This window comes from Rossellomorea vietnamensis (assembly GCF_001305855.1).
Taxonomy (GTDB): Bacteria; Bacillota; Bacilli; order Bacillales; family Bacillaceae_B; genus Rossellomorea; species Rossellomorea vietnamensis_A.
The window spans coordinates 47,945-66,742 of sequence record NZ_LIXZ01000015.1 but is presented as its reverse complement, the minus strand read 5'-3'; the positions used below and the strand labels follow the sequence as shown (position 1 = coordinate 66,742).

Sequence of the window (18,798 nt, the reverse complement as noted above, 5' to 3'; positions counted from 1 at the left end):
ACGAACCTCTTAAACTCTTTAGTTACGAATCAGGTAGTCAAACGCGCCGAGTGAGGCGGTGGCTCCTGATCCCATGGAGATGATGATTTGGTTGTAGGCGTTGTCTGTGCAGTCTCCTGCGGCGAATACGCCAGGGACGTTGGTGGCACCGTGTTTGTCCACGATGATTTCACCGAATTTCGTACGTTCTACAAGGTCGCCGAGCCAGTCTGTGTTTGGAACGAGACCGATTTGGACGAATACGCCTTGCAGCTTGACGTGTTTCTCTTCAAGAGTTTCACGGTCCTTATAAGTGATTCCATTCACCTTATCAGTACCCGTGATTTCTTGCGTTTGAGCGTTCGTGATCACTGTCACGTTCGGCAGGCTGAAAAGACGTTTCTGCAGTACGTCGTCGGCTTTCAGTTCAGAATTGAACTCAAGGACCGTGACATGCTTGACGATTCCAGCAAGGTCTATGGCTGCTTCGATTCCGGAGTTTCCTCCGCCGATGACAGCGACATCTTTCCCTTCGAACAGTGGTCCGTCACAGTGAGGGCAGTACGCCACTCCTTTATTCTTGAACTTCTCTTCACCAGGAACGTTGATGTTGCGCCAGCGTGCACCAGTCGAGATGATCAGACTCTTACTCTTCAGTACCGCACCGTTTTCAAGCTCAAGTTCGACAAGGTCTTTTTTCTCGAGACGGCTTGCGCGCTGAAGATTCATGACATCAATGCCATAGTCCTTCACATGCTCTTCAAGACTCGCCACAAGTTTCGGACCTTCCGTCTGCTTCACACTGATGAAGTTCTCGATGCTCATGGTATCAAGAACCTGACCGCCGAAGCGTTCAGCGACGATTCCTGTGCGGATCCCTTTACGTGCAGCGTAAATCGCGGCACTTGCTCCCGCTGGTCCGCCACCGACAACAAGGACGTCATACGGATCTTTATCCGATAGCTCATCCGCACCGGGACCTTCGACGATTTTTGAAAGAATTTCTTCCAGAGTCGTACGGCCGCCGTTGAAGAATTCAGCATTCAGGTAGACAGCAGGAACGGCCATGACGTTCTTGCGTTCCACTTCTTCCTTGAAGGCAGCTCCGTCGATCATCGTATGGGTGATGTTAGGGTTCAGGACACTCATGATGTTCAGTGCCTGTACCACGTCAGGACAGTTATGACAGCTTAGGCTGACATACGTTTCGAAGTGGTGTTCGCCTTTGACACTCTTAATCTGATCGATGACGCTTTGATCCACTTTCGGCGCTCTGCCGCTTACTTGCAGGAGGGCAAGGACCAGGGAAGTGAATTCATGTCCAAGAGGAATCCCGGCAAAAGTGATGCCGGTCTCCTCACCAGGACGATTCACGCTGAAGCTTGGTGTTCTTGTCAGTTCTGCTTTTTCCACTGAGATGCGGGATGACATGGAAGAGAGCTCCTCTACAAGAGCGAGCATCTCCTTCGACGTGTCATCGTCGCCTGCACTGACTTTCAGGACGATGTCGCCTTCCATCATCTGCAGGTATTGTTCTAATTGTGCTTTAATATCTGCTTCGAGCATGTTTTAGCACTCCTTATAATTTACCAACTAAATCAAGGCTTGGCTTAAGTGTTTCAGAACCTTCCTGCCATTTAGCCGGGCAAACTTCGCCTGGGTTGTTGCGCACATATTGTGCCGCCTTGATTTTGCTTACTAGAATATCTGCATCACGGCCGATACCGCCAGCGTTGATTTCAACTGCTTGGATGACGCCATCCGGATCGATGATGAATGTTCCGCGGTCAGCAAGACCATCTTCTTCATTTAATACGTCAAAACCGCGAGTGATGCGTTGTGACGGATCACCGATCATTGCGTATTTGATTTTACCGATTTTTTCAGAGCTGTCGTGCCAGCCTTTATGTGTAAAGTGAGTGTCCGTAGAAACTGAGTACACTTCTACGCCAAGCTCTTTAAGAGTTTCATAGTTATTCTGAAGGTCTTCTAGCTCTGTCGGGCATACAAATGTGAAGTCCGCAGGGTAGAAGCAGAAAATGCTCCATTGACCTTTCAGGCTTTCGTCTGTAACAGTGATGAACTCACCGTCTTTGAATGCTTCTGCTTTAAATGGTACGACTTGTGAACCGATTAATGACATAGTGTAAATTCCTCCTAGTAGTGGTTGTGATTGAGAATCATTAACAGATTGTAATAATTCTAATTCGATATTCATTATTATATAAATGCGTATTTTTGTCAAGGGATAAGATCGGGGTTTAGGAGGGGGAGGATTGTATGTTGAAAAAACGAGTGTCATTGATTTCACTTCTTGTTCGTGCAGCGTTGTTTTACCTAAAAGGGGAAGCGGGTGGGTATCAGCTCAACATTCACTACAAAATATTAAAAAGGTCCGTCCCTCAGTATGTTTTAGTAACCGAGGGACGGACCTTTCAGCTAACATGGACTATCACTATTACTCATACTCCAACCCATGTAACTCACACCAATCCAAAGCTTCCTCCCTGTAACAGTTCTTCCTGAACGCAAACCATTCTTTTCTCAAACCTAACTGATCCACCTGGTCTTTGAATCTTCTAAACGCTCTCCGTCCTTGAATGGCTGAGATCAGCCGTTCTTTGGTAGGGCCGTCATTTAGGGAATAGCAGAAGTTTTCCATCATACGGTATTCATTGATTTCCTCTTTGTCTGGGAGTTCAAGGTAGTGGGAGGGATGCTCCAGAATATCCGTGGCCTGGGCATATTCGATCTGTTCCCAGTCTTCAAGCCCGTCGATGGGATCTTCATCTTCCGCTTTGGTGAAGATCTCCTCGCCAACCATGACGATTTCTCCCGTATCCCGATTTGAATAATAGAAATACCCCTCAAATTGTGATTCCATTTCATCGATCAATACTTCAAGTTTTACTGGTTTAGACATAAGCAGCCCTCCCTTTCTTATAAGATAAGTATACCTAATTTTAAAAAAATTTAAAAAGTCGGTTGCAAAATGACACTCGTGTCGATATACTGAAAGTAAGAAAACGACACTAATGTCATTTTTATAAAAGGGGCGATGGGAAATGGGATCTTCTTTACGGAAAAACAAACCGTTCATCACGTTGATGACGGCGCAGGCGATTTCGGGGCTTGGGGATTGGTTGAGTATTGTGGCGATCATTACGCTGGTTGGGTTAAAATGGGAAGCAACACCGATGCAGATGTCGTTGATCATCTTGAGTCTCGCTCTGCCGATGGCTTTATTCGGACCGATTACGGGAACGATTGCCGACCGGATGGAACGGAAGACGCTGATGGTGTTTTCCGATGTGGTGAGGGGTGTGCTGATTCTACTTTTGACCCTGGCGACGAATGTGTGGATGGTGTACGGCTGTTTGTTCCTGACGGGGATTTTCTCCTCAGTGTTCATTCCGGCGAAGAATGGAAAGTTGAAAGAACTTGTGGCAGATGAGAACATCAAGGGAGCCATGTCCTTTTCATCCACCATCGATTCAGGCACGAAGGTCATCGGGCCCCTCGTGAGCGGGATCCTCGTTTCACTGATCGGAACGTACAACGTCTTCTATCTGGACTCCGCCACCTTCTTCCTGTCGGCGATCTTCATCTTCCTTTTGCCAAAAGCCGTGAAAGAAGTGAAAGTCGAAGTCGAGAAGAGGGACGGACCTTCCTTTAAAGAGGAGATCAAAGTCGGATTCTCATTCATTAAGAAAAGCCGTTTCTTATTATACGGTTTGTTTTTACTGGGGGTCAGCTTACTGATTCTCCAACTATCGGATTCTCAATTCATCATCCTGCTTCGTCAGTTGACGGATGTGTCGCCGAACCTCCTGGGTTATTTGGTGGCAAGTGCGGGTGTCGGCATGCTGATCACAGGCATTTATCTTTCGAAAAAGACCGATTATAACGCATTCGTCTATATGTGTATGGGAGTACTCGGCATCGGGATGGGATTTGGGTTGATGGGGGTCCTGACACACTATGATCTGAGTCTGTCCATGTTATGGGTTCCCGTTCTAGGCTTGATCGCAGGCGCCTCTGCCGGCTTCGTCTTCATCCCGTTCCAGGCAGCGACCCAGGAAAAGACGCCGGTTCATATGACGGGAAGGGTATTCGGCGTCGTCAACAGCACCACCACAACGGCCACGATCATCGGACCGCTCGCAGGTGGCGCCCTTGCAACCGTGATCGGGATCATCCCGTCCTTCATCATCACCGGTTCATTATTGATCCTATTATTCATCGTATCCATTGCAGTAAGAAATAAAGTAGAGGAGGAGCCAGATGTCACCGAAAGTCAGTCAGGAGCACAAGGAGCAACGCCGCTCTAACTTATTGAAAGCCGCCCGGGACGTATTTATCGAGCACGGCTATGAAAACACGACCATGAAGCACGTTATGGAAAGGGCCGGTGTGAGCCGGGGCGGATTGTATCAGTATTTTGAAAATAAAGAGGATCTCTTTGAAGCGTTGATTGAATCGGAACAGGTTGAAGTCATTGAAGGAAGCATCCAGGCGATGCTGAACCAGCAGGGTAGCTATTGGGATGTCCTACTTATGAGTTTTTTAGGGGAAAGCAAGGAGGCGACCAATAATATGGATGCTTTGGCACCTTCCAAGTTAGAATACTTCATCACAGGACGCCACGATGAAACCAAGCAGGAGCATGCAAGAAAACGCTTCTCCCAGGCCTATCAAATGACCGTAAACATCATCGAAGAAGGAATCAAGGCAGGGGAGTTCTCCCCCCGGTTTGAACCCGAAGTCATTGCCAAGGGGATCATCTCCCATATCGACGGGATGGCGATGGATCACGCGATTCTGGACTCTGAGACGATTCAGTTGAAGGAGCAGACGGAGTGGTTGATGGGATATGTGAAGTGGGGATTGGGTGTGGATGAGTAGATGCTATATGCGTGTGAAGATCGCTGATAAGCGCTTCTTTTTCCGTTGAGAAGGCACACCTAAACCCCTTAGTAAGCGAAATTCGCCCCATCCTTCAAGCAGGCCGGTCTTCGGTCTGTTTTTTTTTGCCAATTAAACATGTATCCAATCCGAATGTATAGCAAATAATAATGGCAACAAGCATCAGGAGGTTACATGATGACCAATGCATTCGAAGCGATTTCCGCTATCATAAAGAATTTTGTAGATGAAGCGCCGAAACCGCCTCTCCATGTCGGGGAAGTGATGGATCTTTGGACGGCATTCACGGCATTTCACGAAGCCCACGCTCTTTATCAAGTAGGACTGAACACCACGACGGACAAGGATTTGAAACATGTGCTTGAGAACGCATTGCAAGGAAGCATGCATGATACGAAGAATATAGAGAAGTTCCTTTTAAGGGAAGGGGTGCCTCTGCCCTTGGTCAATCCTAAAAAACCCCTGTCCGAGCAAAGCGCCGTTCCTGAAGGGGTTAAGCTGACGGATGACGAGATTGCCAACCTCATCTCAGCCAAAGTGGCAATGTCCATCACCTTTTGCGCTCAGGCGATGTCAAAGACCGTCCGGACCGATGTGGGACTGATGTTCTTTTCCATTCAGATCAACCTGATGAAATTCGCTGCACCGTTAAAGAACTTGATGATATCGAGGGGCTGGCTCCGGATTCCGCCTTTGTATAATCCTCCGGGTTCACCGTGAAGCTTCTTTTTGTGTATGACAAACGATTCTACATTCCGCCCGAAAAAGAGAAGAGAAACAGGTCTGGATTCTGTTTCTCTTCTTTTTTCTTTTTCAGAATAGATTCTCCGATAAAATGGTTTCGTTGATAAAATCCTGATAAATGATCCCAACGCCAGGAATGACACATGAAAACGCATACCCAAGCCCCATCAGCACAACCTTAGGACATATGTCCTTTCATAAAATCACAACCTCCTATTTAATAGAACGAAGAATAGGAGGATGAACGATGAAAGGTGCTATTTTTGCCCTCTTCGGGGGTCTTTGCATTACGATGCAGGGGATCTTCAATGCACGGATGAGTGACGCGATCGGCGGGTGGCATACAACGTCGATGGTCCACCTGGTGGCGTTTGCGATTTCGATGACCATCTATATGAAAACGAGGGATGGAAAAGGGAAAACCTTCAGGGGGGTCCCGTTTCTGTACCTGATCGGAGGCACGTTCGGGGTGATCGTCGTGTTCTCGGAATTGACGGCGATCCACAGCATCGGACCGGCAGCGGCAATTGCGATTCTGCTCGTGGCACAGATCGGGACAGCCTTCCTCATAGAATCGAAAGGATGGTTCGGGGAAAAGAAAATCCCGGTCACAACGCGGCAGGTGGTCGGACTACTAACGATGATGCTTGCAGGAGTCATTCTGTTTCAACTGTAGAAAAGGAGTGGGATGATGAAAGAAATAAAAGGTGCAAAGCCAGACCGTTATATCAATAGATTCGAGCTGGATGATTTATTTCCGGCCGATTTCAGAAAACATATCAAAACCTACTTCTTTGAAAAAGGGGATGTCCTTTTTTCAACGGGGGAAGAGCTGGGCGAACTATATTTCCTAATGGAAGGGAAAATCAAGATCTTCACCCATACGCCGGAAGGGAAGCTCCTGATCAACCGGTTCAAGCGGCCCCTGGCCTTGATCGGGGATGTGGAATATTCGAAGGGCACAGCAGTGCTCAATTCGGTGGAAGCCGTCACGGACGGGGTGTTCTTGTCGGTCTGTTTCGAGGATCTCTCAAGGCTCGAGAAGGAGAATCCGGCAATCATGCGCTTCCTGTTTGATACCGTGGCTCACAAGTTCTACACCGAATCCCATATCACGAGCATGCACATGCTGTACCCTGTTGAAGTGCGCCTGGCGAGCTATTTGCTGTCCATTTCGGAAGCGGGGGAAGGGACCATGTTCCATCAGGAAATGCATACGTCGAACCTCATGGAACTCGCCGAATGGATCGGCACGAGCTACCGCCATCTGAACCGTGTACTGAAGAAGATGGCGACGGATGACCTCATTGACCGGGTCAACGGATCCATCACCATCAAGGATCTGGAAAAACTCAGCATCCTTGCGAAAGGAAACATTTATGAATAAGGAGGATCTCACATGTTCGGAATCGGATTAGCCATCGTGGCTGGAATCCTGATCAGTTTGCAAAATGTATTCAACGCCCGGGTCAGTGAAAAAACCGGTCCATGGGCCACGACGAGCCTTGTTCTCGGCCTCGGTCTCGTCTGTTCACTGCCGGTCTTTTATACAATGGAAGATAAGAGCCTTTTTGACTTCAGCGGCGTCAATCCCGTGTTTCTTTTTAGCGGAGTGTTCGGCGTCGGCATCGTGTTCTTCCTGATGAGGGGAGTCACGCTGATCGGTCCGGCGTATGCAATCTCCATCGCGCTTATTTCGCAGATCACAATCGCGTTCATCGTCAACACAGGAGGCTGGTTCGGATTTGAACCGTCTTCATTGTCCTGGGAGAAGCTGCTTGGGATTGGGTTGTTGATCGGTGGAGTGCTTGTTTATAAGTTGGAGAAGCGGTCGGGAGTAGAAGAGGAAGAAGTACGGGAGAGTATCGGGGCGTGATGCCCGGTCACATAGGAAAAGCGCCTGTTCCCCACAAGGGACAGGCGTTTTTTAATGACGGTTGTAGAAGAGCCAGTCAAAGTAAATAAGCGGAGAATTTCCGCTTACATTTAGGATGGAAGCTGTATTGGGGGTGAATAAGCGGAGAATTTCCGCTTACCACTTGAAAAAAACCTTATATTTGTATTTTTTAACTAAATAGGTGGAATTTTTTCTCCTATTTCAGCCCTTTTAATTTCACAGAATTAATTAAGCGGAATATCTCCGTTTATTGATCACCTCTGATGCTTAACCTGATCTCCCCACATAAAAGTGCTCCCCACCTTATGGGGAGCAGGCGACTTTTCCATTATGAATGCCACTTCCCGATTTCTTCACCCATCTTCACCGGTCCTTTTTCCCTCGTGAAGCTGAACTTGCCTTTCGGAACACAAACCACCACCGTCGATCCAAATGAGAAGTACCCATAAGGATCTCCACGGTGAACGACGTCATTCATATTCGTCCTCACAATCGAATTCACATTCAGTGCACCGACCATGACGTGGGCTAGAGGGGAACCTGCCACATCGAAACGTGAGACGAGTCGGTAATTTCGCGTGAGGGGACGGAGACCGTGCGTGAGTCCGAGTTCGTTGACGGGATCTGCGTGCCTACCGAGTGTGTAGACATCCTCGACCGTCGCATCGATCGGGACGTGGACCCGGTGATAATCGGTCGGGCTTAAGTAGAAGATGAGAACCTTACCGCCTGAGTAGGGTGCTGCTTTCTCTCTCGATCCTAGCAGTTCTTCCACCGTATAGTCCTGTCCTTTGACCATGAACGTACTCTCCGGGGTCAAGTCGTCGACGACGGATAAATATGCGTCGCACGGGCTGACGAAGGCATCGGGAGAATCTGAGACAGGTCGCGCATCGGCTTTTAGTTCCCGTGTGAAAATGTCATGAAGGGTGCCGTAGTCACGGAGTCCGCGGGTGGCTTCCTCCATGTTCAGTTTATAGAGTTTGGCAAATGAGCCGATGAACGGTTTGCTCACTTTTGATTGGGCGAATGATCGTAATCCTTTTGCGATGATGGGATGGCCGTTCAGTTCGAACACTTTTCGGTAAAATTTCGTTCTGATCATGTGTTGTCACGTCCTTTATTGTCTGGTATGAGCATTTGGATGAGGGAAATCTTTTCGTTTTCATCCGTCGGTCTGTTGGGTTGGAATTTACTCAGGAGCTCGTTCATACCTTGAGTTAACTCCTTTATTTCATCGGGTGTCAGGTAAAGGTCCAGCTGGTTATATCCAAATGAATCCCGGGCAAAATCCGGGTCGTTCAGAAGATAGGTCCTGGCTTGTCCCGTCACGGAAGAAAGGAAGGTCATGAACAGTTTAAGATGTTCTTCGCCTGACAGCTGCTCCAATTCTTCAACGGTCATATAGGGACTGTCTTCCTGCATGGCATACGTTTTCTCGACGGCACCGCGGATTTTCCGTTCATCGACGATATGAATGATTTGGTTTTTCGTCAAACGATTTAAGTGACGGTAAAGGGTGGCCTGCGGGACATCTGCCATCCATTCTTTCAGCTCATGTACCGTCGCTGTTCCCTTTGAAAGGTGTTGTATGATCCGCATCCGGACCGGATGGAGAAATAGGTCGGTATCTATTTGGGTCATTCGATTACATCCTTTTGTGATTGTTATCGATATTGATAATAATGGAGAGGTGGGGATTTGTCAATGAAATTGTGGGAGAGATGAAGGGGGTCTGTGCAAAAAAAGCCCCTTCCAAACAAGGAAGAGGCCCACTACTCATGATCTCAAATCAAACCGGTCTGCATCCATCACCTTCGCCCACGCGCCAACAAAGTCAAGGACGAATTTCTCCTTATTATCATCCTGCGCATAGACTTCAGCCAGTGCACGCAGAACAGAATTCGAACCGAACACAAGGTCAAAGCGCGTAGCGGTTCTCACGACTTCACCGGTCTTCCGGTCGCGGCCTTCATACTGATTGAAGCCGGCCGGTTTCCATTCGATGCCCATATCCAACAGGTTGACGAAGAAGGCGGTGTTCAGGGTACCGACGCGGTCGGTGAATACGCCATGATCCGTTCCTTCGTGGTTGGCACCTAGAGAACGCATGCCGCCGATCAGGACGGTCATTTCAGGAGCGGTCAGTCCGAGCAGCTGTGATTTGTCCACGAGCATTTCTTCCGGGCTGACGGCGTATTCCTGCTTCTGATAGTTGCGGAATCCGTCTGATACAGGCTCCAATACGCCAAAGTTCTCGGCATCGGTCTGGTCAGCCGTGGCATCGCCGCGTCCAGGTGAGAATGGTACGGTCACATCGAAGCCTGCTTCACGTGCTGCTTTTTCGACCCCCGCGTTCCCGCCAAGAACAATCAAATCGGCAAGGCTGACTTTTTTATCAAGCTTGCTTTGAAGATCCTCGTAGACACCAAGGACTTTCTCAAGCTGAGCCGGTTCGTTTACTTCCCAGTCTTTCTGAGGAGCCAGACGGATGCGGGCACCGTTCGCGCCTCCGCGCATGTCGGAACCGCGGTAGGTGCTGGCGGATGCCCATGCGGTTTTCACGAGCTCGCTCACCGTTAAGCCTGTATCCAGGATTTTTTCTTTCAACGAAGCCACTTCACTGTCGGAAAGATCGTAGTCCACTGCCGGAACCGGATCCTGCCAGATCAATTCTTCGTCCGGAACCTCTGGACCCCAGTAGCGTGCTTTCGGCCCCATGTCACGGTGAAGAAGCTTGAACCAGGCACGGGAGAAGGCGTCGGCGAATTCTTCGGGATTTTCATGAAAATGACGGGAAATCTTTTCGTAATCAGGATCCATGCGGAGCGCCATATCCGCCGTCGTCATCATGGTCTTCACTTTGATGGATGGATCTTCGGCATCAGGTGCCATATGTTCTTCGGTCATGCCGACAGGCGTCCATTGGGAAGCGCCGGCTGCACTCTTCGTTTTCTCCCACTCGTAGCCGAATAGAAGGTCGAAGTAGCCGTTGTCCCATTTTGTCGGGTTCGTCGTCCAGGCACCATCGACACCACTTGAAATCGTGTCACGGCCTTTTCCGCTTCCGTATGAGCTGATCCAGCCGAGTCCTTGGTTTTCAATGTCGGCCGCTTCCGGGTCGTCACCGACAAGCTCGGCGTCACCGGCTCCATGGGCCTTCCCGAATGTGTGACCGCCTGCGATCAGGGCGACGGTTTCATAATCGTTCATTCCCATGCGTCCGAATGTGTCGCGGATGTCACGGGCGCTCCCCAGTGGATCCGGTTCTCCGTTCGGTCCTTCCGGGTTCACATAGATGAGGCCCATCTGGACGGCAGCGAGTGGATTCTCAAGCTCACGGTCACCGGAGTAACGGTTGTCGGCCAGCCATTCTTTCTCATTTCCCCAATACACGTCTTCTTCAGGATGCCAGATGTCTTCGCGACCGGCACCGAATCCGAAGGTCTTCAAGCCCATGGATTCAAGGGCGACGTTCCCTGTCAGGACGAGAAGGTCTGCCCAGGAAATTTTGTTGCCGTATTTTTGCTTGATCGGCCATAACAGGCGTCGGGCTTTATCGAGGTTGACGTTATCCGGCCAGCTGTTGAGTGGAGCAAAGCGCTGAGAACCTGATGAACCGCCTCCGCGACCGTCCGTTTCGCGGTATGTACCTGCTGCGTGCCAAGACATACGGATGAAGAAGGGACCGTAGTGACCGTAGTCGGCGGGCCACCAATCCTGGCTGTCTGTCATGAGATTGTGGAGATCCTGCTTCAGGGCATCATAGTCAAGCTTTGCGAATTCTTCTTTATAATTGAAGTCTTCCCCCATAGGATTGGACTTCCGGTCATGCTGGCGAAGGATACTGAGGTTCAGCATGTTCGGCCACCATTCTTTGTTCGTCGTTCCTCCAGGAGCTGTCGTCGTCGTGATGGCACTATCCTTGTGATGGGGGACAGGGCACTGGCCTGAAGCTGCTGAGTGATCCTTTTGGTCAGGGCGATTTTGGTTTTCCATTATGATTCACCTTCCTGTTCTAAAAGATTGATAAAGCAACTACCACATAAATAGTGTGATAATTATAATAATTCTTAATTATCATTATAAAAGATTAGAATGGGTATTGAAAGCGTGAAGCGTCTACGAATGGTGAATTTTAACAGAGTGTGAACAAAACATGTTTTTTTTAGAGGATTAAAGAGATAGGAGGAGCGAAGAGTAGGAAGGAGGGAGCTTTAAAGGAAGAGAATATTGTATGCCAGAACGGAATAGTAGTGAATAGACATTCCATAAAAAAGGGGATGAGATGATGAAGAAACGGGTCTTTCGTTTAACGGTTTTCACAGCTGTGGGCCTGGCTGCTTGTACTCCACAACAGGAAGGAAAAGAGAAACCACCAGTGACAGAACAAAGGGAGGATAGTGATTCAAACAAAGAAGACAAAAATACACCAACCGTGTATCAAAATGAATCCTTTAAAGAGGTGGTAGTGACTCAATCTGAAGGGGAGGTCATGGTAACGGGGAAGGCACAAGTGTTTGAAGGGGTCTTTCAATACGTTCTCTATGATGGGGGAAAAGTGTTGGAAGAAAACAACTACCAAACAGCGGGGGCACCTGCCTGGGGGGAATTTACCCTATCCTTTAAAAAAGAAATCGTGACGACAAATGACATCAAACTGGAATTATTTTTTTACTCAGCGAAAGATGGCTCCAAGACGAATGTGCTGGAAATTCCTATTTCAAAACCGTAGGGAAGGGGAAACCGGTTATGAAGACGGGATGAGTGGGTAGAAGCTCATCTTTTTTTATTTGTTTGCTTTTCTCTTCTTGATCACATAGTAGGCAGATTCACCTAAAAAGAGGAAGAGAAGAAAAAAGAGAACAAATAATTCGGCAACTTCCATCACGCGAAAGGGACTGACGGCATTATGCCAGGCGTCTGAAATACCGAAGCCCTGGAGAATATCGAGACCTAAAGAAAAAGCCATTAAACATCCCATCATTAAAAAGGTAATACCGATGATTTTCATGAGGATCACGCTCCTCCTACTAGGGTTTTCCTTTCGTTGTTGCTTCATGCAATACTCCTCTTTGTTAAAAATTACATAAATCCCCCTCATTTGGTTAAAGTAATAAAAAATAAGAGAAAGGTGCCTGAATCTATGCCTTCGTTCTTTAAAGGTCGAAAACCAAAAAAGAACCAACAACCGGATCCTGAAAATCAAGCTTCTGATACCTCTGAAGAACAACTACAAGATTCTTTATCAGACAACCTGGCTACCATTAAACAGAAAACAGGGAACAGTTCAGACGTCGTCGTCCGTCAATTGAAAATGGGAAAGGATTCCGAGCTGAAAACGGCGATTGTCTATGTGGAAGGAATAGTAGACAATCAATCGATTCAAGAGTTCCTCCTGCAATCCATGATGAAGGATGATCATAAAGAGAAATTGAATCAGAACGATGCGTTGGAACTGATTTCTGAAGACATGATGACGGTCGGGAACGTGTCCTCCATCACTACCTGGGATAAACTGTTTTCATCCCTCATGTCAGGAGATACCCTTGTCATGGTGGATGGCATTGCTAAAGCATTGAGTGCCTGCACGAAAGGGGGAGAAACACGCTCCATATCAGAATCAACTACGCAAATGGTAGTGCGTGGTCCGAAAGGGGCATTTACAGAGTCGATTGGGACCAATACGTCTATGATCAGACGCATTATCAAGACTCCTGATTTATGGATGGAGAGTTTGAAGGTAGGCCGCGTGACCAAGACAGATGTGACGCTTATGTACATACATGGTATTGCCAATGATTCAGTGGTGGAAGAAATTCGTCAGCGAGTAAACAAGATTGACATTGATAGCATTTTGGAATCAGGGTATATTGAACAGCTGATTGAAGATCAGACCATGACGCCATTTCCAACCATATTCAACACGGAACGACCTGATGTAGTGGCAGGGAATCTGTTTGAGGGACGGATCGCCATTTTTGTCGATGGGACTCCTTTTGTCCTGATTGCACCTGCAGTGTTTATCCAATTTTTCCAGTCGGCTGAAGATTATTACGCTCGTTTCGATATTGCGACATCGATTCGCCTGTTGCGCATTTTGATGTTTACGATTTCGCTGATTGCCCCCGCGACGTTTGTGGCGGTCACGACCTTCCATCAGGAAATGGTACCGACGACGCTCATTGTGGCGATTGCCGCTCAGAGGGAATCCGTTCCCTTTCCTGCATTCGTGGAAGCCCTGCTGATGGAAATCACGTTTGAAATTTTACGGGAAGCAGGGATTCGACTGCCGAAAGCAATTGGTTCAGCTGTATCGATTGTCGGTGCCCTTGTCATTGGACAGGCGGCCGTTCAAGCGAGCATTGTATCTCCGGCGATGGTCATTATCGTGTCGATTACGGCGATCGCAAGCTTTGCGACCCCTTCGTTTGATATGGCCATTTCCGCCCGTCTCATCCGTTTTTTGTTTATGATCGGGGCCGCAACATTCGGTTTCTACGGCATTATTTTGATCTTCCTGATGATGGTCGTTCATTTATGCGGCTTACGTTCCTTTGGTGTGCCTTATATGGCGCCGTTTGCTCCCTTTATACCCGTCAATAATAAAGATACGTTTATCCGATTACCGTGGTGGACCCTAAGACAAAGACCACGCTTAATTAGCGCCAATACGATGCGGGAAGGGCCGAAACAAGGGCCAAAGCCTCCTGCATCACGCACGATGGTCAATAGGGATGGGAAAGAGGGTGACAACCGTGAATCGTAAAGTGGCTTTTCTCTTCATCACAGTGTCTATAACCGTCTTGCTTTCCGGTTGTTGGAGCAAGAAAGAGTTAACCGATCTTGCCATCGTGGCAGCCATAGGGATCGATAAAACGGAAGAGGGAAAGTATGCCCTGACCCTTCAAATCATCAATCCCGGAAACGTGGCTGGCGGAATGCGCGGGGGTGGCGGGGGTACTCAGAGCCCTCCGGTTACGATTTATTCTGCTACCGGTAATAATTTAGTAGAAGCAAGCAGGCGTGCTTCAAGCAAGATTTCCAGACGATTGTATTATGCTCATGCCAATCTGGTGGTCGTCGGGGAAAGTCTGGCAAGGGAAGAAGGGGTCGCGATATTGATCGATGCCATTGACAGGGATCCTGAATTCCGGATCACGACCACCATGGTGATTGCGAATCAGTCAACGGCAGAAGCTCTGATCAAAACGTTAACCCCGGTTGATAAGATTCCAGCGAATAAAGTGTTGAAAACATTGGAATTCTCACAAAAGAAATGGGGGCAGAGCCTGAAGACGTCAATCCAGGATGTGATGAGGGGGCTGCAATCATCTGATGGAGCAACCGTGGTATCGGGATTTCGTCTTGTCGGAAATTCCAAACATGCCAGCCAGCTGGAGAATATCCAGGAAAGTGAGCCTGTATCCACCCTTGAAGCCAGTGGAATTGCCATCTTAAGAGGAGGCAAACTGGTGGATTGGGCGTATGGCAAGGAGGCCAGGGGAACCGTATGGATCAGGGATGAAATCCAAGGTACAGACATCAACATTGATTGGAAAGGGAAGAAAGAAGCCATCGCCTATCAAACGACCCGTCAGAAAACAAGCGTGTCCGGGCAAGTGAAGAACGGGCAACCCCATGTGTCCATTCATACAAAGGTGGAGGGGAGCATAGGGGAAATGGAGGTACCTGTCGATATCACAGAGGTTAAGGTGATTGCACAGATGGAAAAAAAGGTGGAGAAAGAGATCAAGAAGGAAATCAAAAAAGCGATTGAACAGGCTCAAACGAATAAAGCCGATATCTTTGGTTTTGACGAAGCCGTCCGGCGTTCAAGACCAGAGGATTGGACGAAACTGAAATCGATGTGGAACGAAGTGTATTTTCCGGAATTGAAGGTGGATATTACGGTGGAAGCGTACATCCGTCGTGCCGGCCTGCGAAATAAATCGTTTCTTTCAAGTTTAGAAGAAGAGTGAGGAAAAGGAGGGACCCGTAAAGTGGAGAAGGCCAAAATAAGTGCCATTCAGCTCTTTGTCTTAATGGTTCTGTTTGAACTCGGGAGTGCATTACTAGTCCCTCTTGCAATAGATGCGAAACAAGACGCCTGGATCGCCATTCTTATTGGAATGGTGTTCAGCTTCGTTCTGTTACTCGTATATCATAAACTTTATTGGTATTATCCTGATCTTCTGCCGACCGAGTACATGCAGAAGATTGTGGGGAAAGTAGCTGGAAACGTTCTTGCTTTCCTTTATCTTTTTTACTTTATGTATGATGCTTCAAGGGTTCTGCGTGATTTTGGTGAGATGCTGTTAACCTTCGCCTACCCGGAAACGCCCTTATTCATCGCCAATGCCCTGTTAATGCTCATCATCATTTATTCCGTGCGAAAAGGAATCGAGGTCATCGCCCGATCAGGTGAACTGCTCTTCATGCTCATGTTTCTCCTTTCGGTCGTTGGATTTATCTTGATTGTCGTCTCCGGTCTCATCGATTTTACGAACCTGCAGCCGGTCCTGGAAGAAGGAATCGTACCCGTCCTGAAAGTGGTGGTGACTCAAACCCTATATTTTCCGTTTGCAGAAGCGATTGTCATCACGATGATTTTGCCGTATTTGAATAACCCGAAGAAAGCAAAGCTGACCATGTTTTGTGCCGCTGGGTTAAGTGGAATCAATTTGATCCTTACGATGGTCATTAATATCAGTGTGCTTGGTGTGGGGCTGACGGCACGTTCGCAATTCCCCCTTCTTAGTACGGTTCAGACCATCCAAGTAGCCAATTTTTTGGAGCGTCTGGATGTATTTTTTATGCTTGCTTTAGTGATCGGTATCTTTGTGAAGATCAGCGTGTTATTTTATGCTGCTGTTATCGGATCGGCCAGCTTATTCAAGGTTCAATCGCCTTCACGCCTGACCTATCCCCTGGGCCTGATCGTACTATTTATGTCGATCTCGATTGCGAGCAACTTCCAGGAACATATCCATGAAGGACTGAAGGTGGCCATGTATGTCTTACATATCCCTCTCCTTGTGGTCATCCCGATTTTCCTCCTTCTGGTTGCCTTTTTGAAAAATAGGAAAAAGACAAGGGGATAGGGGTTCTTTTATGTGAAAATAAGAGGGACAGCAGGATTTAAAGAGAAAACATAACAGATGGATAAAATAAAGGAAGTGGATAGAATGGATCTGGAAACTGTCATGAAGGAACTTGAAGCACTCGGTAAAGAACGAATGAAGAAAATGTACGTATCGAATGGTGCCCGTGAGCCGGTATTTGGCGTCGCGACGGGTGCCATGAAGCCGATGGCGAAGGAAATCAAGAAAGATCAGGCCCTGGCGGAGGAGTTATACGCTACCGGAAATTATGATGCCATGTACTTTGCCGGCGTCATCGCAGACCCGAAAGCGATGACCGAAGCGGACTTTGACCGCTGGATCGAAGGGGCGTATTTCTACATGCTGTCCGATAACGTGGTGTCGGTCACCTTGGCAGAAGCCGATATCGCGCAAGATGTCGCCGATAAGTGGATCGAGAGCGGGGAAGAATTGAAAATGTCAGCGGGCTGGAGCTGCTATTGCTGGCTCCTCGGGAACCGTAAGGACGAAGAGTTTTCCGAAGAGAAGCTTAGGGGAATGCTCCGGAAAGTGAAAGATACGATCCACGATGCACCTGAACGGACGAAATCGGCGATGAGTAATTTCGTCACGACAGTCGGCGTTTCCTATGTTCCCCTTCATGAAACCGCTCTACAGACGGCAAAGGAAATCGGGCCGGTCGAGATGGTGCGGGAAGGGAAGAAGAACAGTGTCCTGAAGTCTGCCGATGATATTCTTAAGCAGGTGGAGAAGGGACGGATCGGGTTTAAGCGGAAGTATGTGAGGTGTTAGGATATTAATGAAAAGGGAAGTGGTTCACTTCCTTTTTTAATCATTACTGATACCAAACTTTTCTTCAAATTGCCCAGGCCCGCCAACAACTTTCTCGATGATGTGTTTTAGGCTGCCATCAAGGTGTTCTATCAGTTTTTGAGACTCCGATCCAAATAAATCGTTATTTTTCATTTTCACTGAGTAGACGTTTAATACGGGTCCCTGAATAGAGTCGATGATTGTTGTTTTCATAAAATCTTTATCAAAGGTTAGTAGACTTGCAGATTGGTTTGACGCAGACGCAGCGATGAACGCGTCATTTGATTGGAGAGGAATGGATTTCTTGATATTTATCTTCTGCATAAAAACCTCTTGCTAAAACATCAATTGCTTCAGATAGTACAGTTTCATTAATATAAAGTCGCGCCTTCTGTTGGATTAAAAACATGGTATGTATAACGGTGGAGTGATGGTGGGGGTGGGAAGAGTTAATAAAGGCGATGAGATAGTTGGTATCCAAGAAAAAAGCATCCTCAGAATAATCTTTTCCAGGGATGCAATAGTTCTCAAGGTATTGAATAGTTATCATCATTCTTTTCCTCTGACTTCCCGGCAGATTTGATCTGAATTTTCACCAATATCGATGGTTCCGATGGACTTTGATAAGAGTTTTAATTGTTCTTCGAATGGAAGTTCCTTTTCTGAATCAAGCACTGGAGCTTGCGGTGCCATAATCTGATCATCCTCCTTATTCATCGTTACACCCCCTTATCACAAGGATTACCCAAAACCACTTATAATAAAAGGTATGTACGTAATATAAGTCTATTCTATTAAAAACTTGTTTTATTTACAACTATTTCCTATTGTGTAGACTTTTATTGTTGTGGGGTTATTTTTAAGTGTTTATAGAAGAAAATCCATCACTTTCTACATGAGAGAGGGTATAAATGGTAAGGATTGATACAACGAAAAGCCAAAGGGAAAGTCACCCGGGCTCTAATTGAACCAAGGGACCAGTCCCTCTGGTATAAAAGGGAGCACGAGAACAGTCCCCATGCTTATTGACGCCTTGGACATGGATCACTGACACAGTGGTTCATGTCTTTTTTTTCGTCATATTTGATCTCTAGCTCACTTTTTTTCTGTCTTCAGGACTACTGCAGGCGAGAGGCCCCAATACACATTTCATTCAGATTCTGACTGAGATAGGGGCGGTGTGAGGAGGGGATGCTTCAAGAGCTGCCCCATGCTGACTTAAGTACAAAACAAGGAATTCATCCTCCCATGTAGAACTCTACTAGTAAGAAACCAATGGGATTTTCCCCTTTCCACATGGAACTGCGGAGAAGGGAAAGGTGGAACAGGTCCGAC

21 protein-coding genes are annotated in these 18,798 nt (G+C 47.5%); 11 read left to right on the top strand and 10 right to left on the bottom strand.

Annotation, left to right across the window (positions count from 1 at the left end):
* Positions 1-18: 18 nt before the first annotated feature.
* The 3 genes from ahpF to AM506_RS16500 all read right to left on the bottom strand — a co-directional run bounded on the left by ahpF (position 19) and on the right by AM506_RS16500 (position 2,902).
* Positions 19-1,545, bottom strand: coding sequence for an alkyl hydroperoxide reductase subunit F (gene ahpF, locus AM506_RS16510; RefSeq protein WP_060673577.1), 1,527 nt, complete (start codon positions 1,543-1,545; stop codon positions 19-21).
* 13 nt (positions 1,546-1,558) lie between these two features.
* Entirely contained in the window at positions 1,559-2,122 is a 564-nt protein-coding gene (gene ahpC, locus AM506_RS16505; protein WP_034761584.1) for an alkyl hydroperoxide reductase subunit C, read from the bottom strand.
* Between the two features lie 315 nt (positions 2,123-2,437).
* Positions 2,438-2,902 carry a UPF0158 family protein gene (locus AM506_RS16500; RefSeq protein WP_060673576.1) on the bottom strand — a complete coding sequence of 155 codons (465 nt, stop codon included), beginning with the start codon at positions 2,900-2,902 and terminating at the stop codon, positions 2,438-2,440.
* Positions 2,903-3,044: 142 nt separating this feature from the next.
* Between AM506_RS16500 and AM506_RS16495 the strand changes: the two genes are divergently transcribed.
* The 6 genes from AM506_RS16495 to AM506_RS16470 all read left to right on the top strand — a co-directional run bounded on the left by AM506_RS16495 (position 3,045) and on the right by AM506_RS16470 (position 7,525).
* Positions 3,045-4,310, top strand: a complete 1,266-nt coding sequence (locus AM506_RS16495; RefSeq protein ID WP_060673575.1) for an MFS transporter — start codon at positions 3,045-3,047, stop codon at positions 4,308-4,310.
* Complete coding sequence (locus tag AM506_RS16490) at positions 4,264-4,884, top strand: TetR/AcrR family transcriptional regulator (protein WP_060673574.1); 621 nt, start codon at positions 4,264-4,266, stop codon at positions 4,882-4,884. Before AM506_RS16495 ends, AM506_RS16490 begins: the two co-directional genes overlap by 47 nt.
* A gap of 198 nt (positions 4,885-5,082) precedes the next feature.
* Positions 5,083-5,625: a DUF3231 family protein gene (locus tag AM506_RS16485; protein ID WP_060673573.1), complete on the top strand. Its 543-nt coding sequence runs from the start codon at positions 5,083-5,085 to the stop codon at positions 5,623-5,625.
* A 271-nt stretch (positions 5,626-5,896) separates the two neighbouring features.
* The gene (locus AM506_RS16480; RefSeq protein WP_060673572.1) at positions 5,897-6,325 is read left to right on the top strand and encodes a DMT family transporter; all 429 of its coding nucleotides are present in this window, start codon (positions 5,897-5,899) and stop codon (positions 6,323-6,325) included.
* A gap of 15 nt (positions 6,326-6,340) precedes the next feature.
* A complete protein-coding gene (locus tag AM506_RS16475; protein ID WP_060673571.1) occupies positions 6,341-7,036 on the top strand; it encodes a Crp/Fnr family transcriptional regulator in 696 nt (231 codons plus the stop codon).
* A 12-nt stretch (positions 7,037-7,048) separates the two neighbouring features.
* Positions 7,049-7,525, top strand: a complete 477-nt coding sequence (locus tag AM506_RS16470; RefSeq protein WP_060673570.1) for a DMT family transporter — start codon at positions 7,049-7,051, stop codon at positions 7,523-7,525.
* Between the two features lie 349 nt (positions 7,526-7,874).
* On the opposite strand, the gene AM506_RS16465 is transcribed toward AM506_RS16470, so the two are convergent.
* The 3 genes from AM506_RS16465 to katG form a co-directional block, all read right to left on the bottom strand.
* The gene (locus AM506_RS16465) at positions 7,875-8,651 is read right to left on the bottom strand and encodes a phosphatidylserine decarboxylase (RefSeq protein ID WP_060673569.1); all 777 of its coding nucleotides are present in this window, start codon (positions 8,649-8,651) and stop codon (positions 7,875-7,877) included.
* The gene (locus AM506_RS16460; RefSeq protein ID WP_060673568.1) at positions 8,648-9,190 is read right to left on the bottom strand and encodes a helix-turn-helix domain-containing protein; all 543 of its coding nucleotides are present in this window, start codon (positions 9,188-9,190) and stop codon (positions 8,648-8,650) included. Before AM506_RS16460 ends, AM506_RS16465 begins: the two co-directional genes overlap by 4 nt.
* 135 nt (positions 9,191-9,325) lie before the next feature.
* Entirely contained in the window at positions 9,326-11,545 is a 2,220-nt protein-coding gene (katG, locus tag AM506_RS16455; protein ID WP_060673567.1) for a catalase/peroxidase HPI, read from the bottom strand.
* Positions 11,546-11,837: 292 nt separating this feature from the next.
* Between katG and AM506_RS16450 the strand changes: the two genes are divergently transcribed.
* Complete coding sequence (locus AM506_RS16450) at positions 11,838-12,281, top strand: Gmad2 immunoglobulin-like domain-containing protein (protein WP_060673566.1); 444 nt, start codon at positions 11,838-11,840, stop codon at positions 12,279-12,281.
* Positions 12,282-12,335: 54 nt separating this feature from the next.
* On the opposite strand, the gene AM506_RS16445 is transcribed toward AM506_RS16450, so the two are convergent.
* Positions 12,336-12,608: a hypothetical protein gene (locus AM506_RS16445; RefSeq protein ID WP_440480357.1), complete on the bottom strand. Its 273-nt coding sequence runs from the start codon at positions 12,606-12,608 to the stop codon at positions 12,336-12,338.
* Positions 12,609-12,692: 84 nt separating this feature from the next.
* On the opposite strand from AM506_RS16445, the gene AM506_RS16440 reads away from it, so the two are divergent.
* The 4 genes from AM506_RS16440 to AM506_RS16425 all read left to right on the top strand — a co-directional run bounded on the left by AM506_RS16440 (position 12,693) and on the right by AM506_RS16425 (position 17,442).
* Positions 12,693-14,315: a spore germination protein gene (locus tag AM506_RS16440; protein ID WP_060673565.1), complete on the top strand. Its 1,623-nt coding sequence runs from the start codon at positions 12,693-12,695 to the stop codon at positions 14,313-14,315.
* A complete protein-coding gene (locus tag AM506_RS16435; protein ID WP_060673564.1) occupies positions 14,305-15,528 on the top strand; it encodes a Ger(x)C family spore germination protein in 1,224 nt (407 codons plus the stop codon). Before AM506_RS16440 ends, AM506_RS16435 begins: the two co-directional genes overlap by 11 nt.
* Before the next feature lie 21 nt (positions 15,529-15,549).
* A complete protein-coding gene (locus AM506_RS16430) occupies positions 15,550-16,650 on the top strand; it encodes a GerAB/ArcD/ProY family transporter (RefSeq protein ID WP_060673563.1) in 1,101 nt (366 codons plus the stop codon).
* 84 nt (positions 16,651-16,734) lie between these two features.
* Entirely contained in the window at positions 16,735-17,442 is a 708-nt protein-coding gene (locus AM506_RS16425; protein WP_060673562.1) for a DNA alkylation repair protein, read from the top strand.
* Positions 17,443-17,478: 36 nt separating this feature from the next.
* Here the strand turns inward: AM506_RS16425 and AM506_RS16420 are convergent, their stop codons facing one another.
* From AM506_RS16420 to AM506_RS22820, 3 genes are read right to left on the bottom strand one after another with little or no spacing between them, the layout of a single operon-like run.
* Positions 17,479-17,787: a PIN domain-containing protein gene (locus tag AM506_RS16420; protein ID WP_060673561.1), complete on the bottom strand. Its 309-nt coding sequence runs from the start codon at positions 17,785-17,787 to the stop codon at positions 17,479-17,481.
* On the bottom strand, positions 17,741-18,013 hold the full coding sequence (locus AM506_RS22565) for a hypothetical protein (protein ID WP_160316890.1): 273 nt from the start codon (positions 18,011-18,013) through the stop codon (positions 17,741-17,743). The genes AM506_RS16420 and AM506_RS22565 overlap by 47 nt, the downstream gene beginning before the upstream one ends.
* Positions 18,013-18,180 (bottom strand): hypothetical protein, encoded by a 168-nt coding sequence (locus AM506_RS22820; protein WP_160316889.1) that lies wholly within the window; start codon positions 18,178-18,180, stop codon positions 18,013-18,015. Before AM506_RS22820 ends, AM506_RS22565 begins: the two co-directional genes overlap by 1 nt.
* Between the last annotated feature and the right edge of the window lie 618 nt (positions 18,181-18,798).

What these genes read in the sequence shown, in the direction of transcription:
- ahpF (WP_060673577.1), bottom strand. Translation starts at nt 1,545, where the DNA reads ATGCTCGAAGCAGATATTAAAGCACAATTAGAACAATACCTGCAGATG.
- ahpC (WP_034761584.1), bottom strand. Translation starts at nt 2,122, where the DNA reads ATGTCATTAATCGGTTCACAAGTCGTACCATTTAAAGCAGAAGCATTC.
- AM506_RS16500 (WP_060673576.1), bottom strand. Translation starts at nt 2,902, where the DNA reads ATGTCTAAACCAGTAAAACTTGAAGTATTGATCGATGAAATGGAATCA.
- AM506_RS16495 (WP_060673575.1), top strand. Translation starts at nt 3,045, where the DNA reads ATGGGATCTTCTTTACGGAAAAACAAACCGTTCATCACGTTGATGACG.
- AM506_RS16490 (WP_060673574.1), top strand. Translation starts at nt 4,264, where the DNA reads ATGTCACCGAAAGTCAGTCAGGAGCACAAGGAGCAACGCCGCTCTAAC.
- AM506_RS16485 (WP_060673573.1), top strand. Translation starts at nt 5,083, where the DNA reads ATGACCAATGCATTCGAAGCGATTTCCGCTATCATAAAGAATTTTGTA.
- AM506_RS16480 (WP_060673572.1), top strand. Translation starts at nt 5,897, where the DNA reads ATGAAAGGTGCTATTTTTGCCCTCTTCGGGGGTCTTTGCATTACGATG.
- AM506_RS16475 (WP_060673571.1), top strand. Translation starts at nt 6,341, where the DNA reads ATGAAAGAAATAAAAGGTGCAAAGCCAGACCGTTATATCAATAGATTC.
- AM506_RS16470 (WP_060673570.1), top strand. Translation starts at nt 7,049, where the DNA reads ATGTTCGGAATCGGATTAGCCATCGTGGCTGGAATCCTGATCAGTTTG.
- AM506_RS16465 (WP_060673569.1), bottom strand. Translation starts at nt 8,651, where the DNA reads ATGATCAGAACGAAATTTTACCGAAAAGTGTTCGAACTGAACGGCCAT.
- AM506_RS16460 (WP_060673568.1), bottom strand. Translation starts at nt 9,190, where the DNA reads ATGACCCAAATAGATACCGACCTATTTCTCCATCCGGTCCGGATGCGG.
- katG (WP_060673567.1), bottom strand. Translation starts at nt 11,545, where the DNA reads ATGGAAAACCAAAATCGCCCTGACCAAAAGGATCACTCAGCAGCTTCA.
- AM506_RS16450 (WP_060673566.1), top strand. Translation starts at nt 11,838, where the DNA reads ATGAAGAAACGGGTCTTTCGTTTAACGGTTTTCACAGCTGTGGGCCTG.
- AM506_RS16445 (WP_440480357.1), bottom strand. Translation starts at nt 12,608, where the DNA reads ATGAAGCAACAACGAAAGGAAAACCCTAGTAGGAGGAGCGTGATCCTC.
- AM506_RS16440 (WP_060673565.1), top strand. Translation starts at nt 12,693, where the DNA reads ATGCCTTCGTTCTTTAAAGGTCGAAAACCAAAAAAGAACCAACAACCG.
- AM506_RS16425 (WP_060673562.1), top strand. Translation starts at nt 16,735, where the DNA reads ATGGATCTGGAAACTGTCATGAAGGAACTTGAAGCACTCGGTAAAGAA.
- AM506_RS16420 (WP_060673561.1), bottom strand. Translation starts at nt 17,787, where the DNA reads ATGCAGAAGATAAATATCAAGAAATCCATTCCTCTCCAATCAAATGAC.
- AM506_RS22565 (WP_160316890.1), bottom strand. Translation starts at nt 18,013, where the DNA reads ATGATAACTATTCAATACCTTGAGAACTATTGCATCCCTGGAAAAGAT.
- AM506_RS22820 (WP_160316889.1), bottom strand. Translation starts at nt 18,180, where the DNA reads ATGAATAAGGAGGATGATCAGATTATGGCACCGCAAGCTCCAGTGCTT.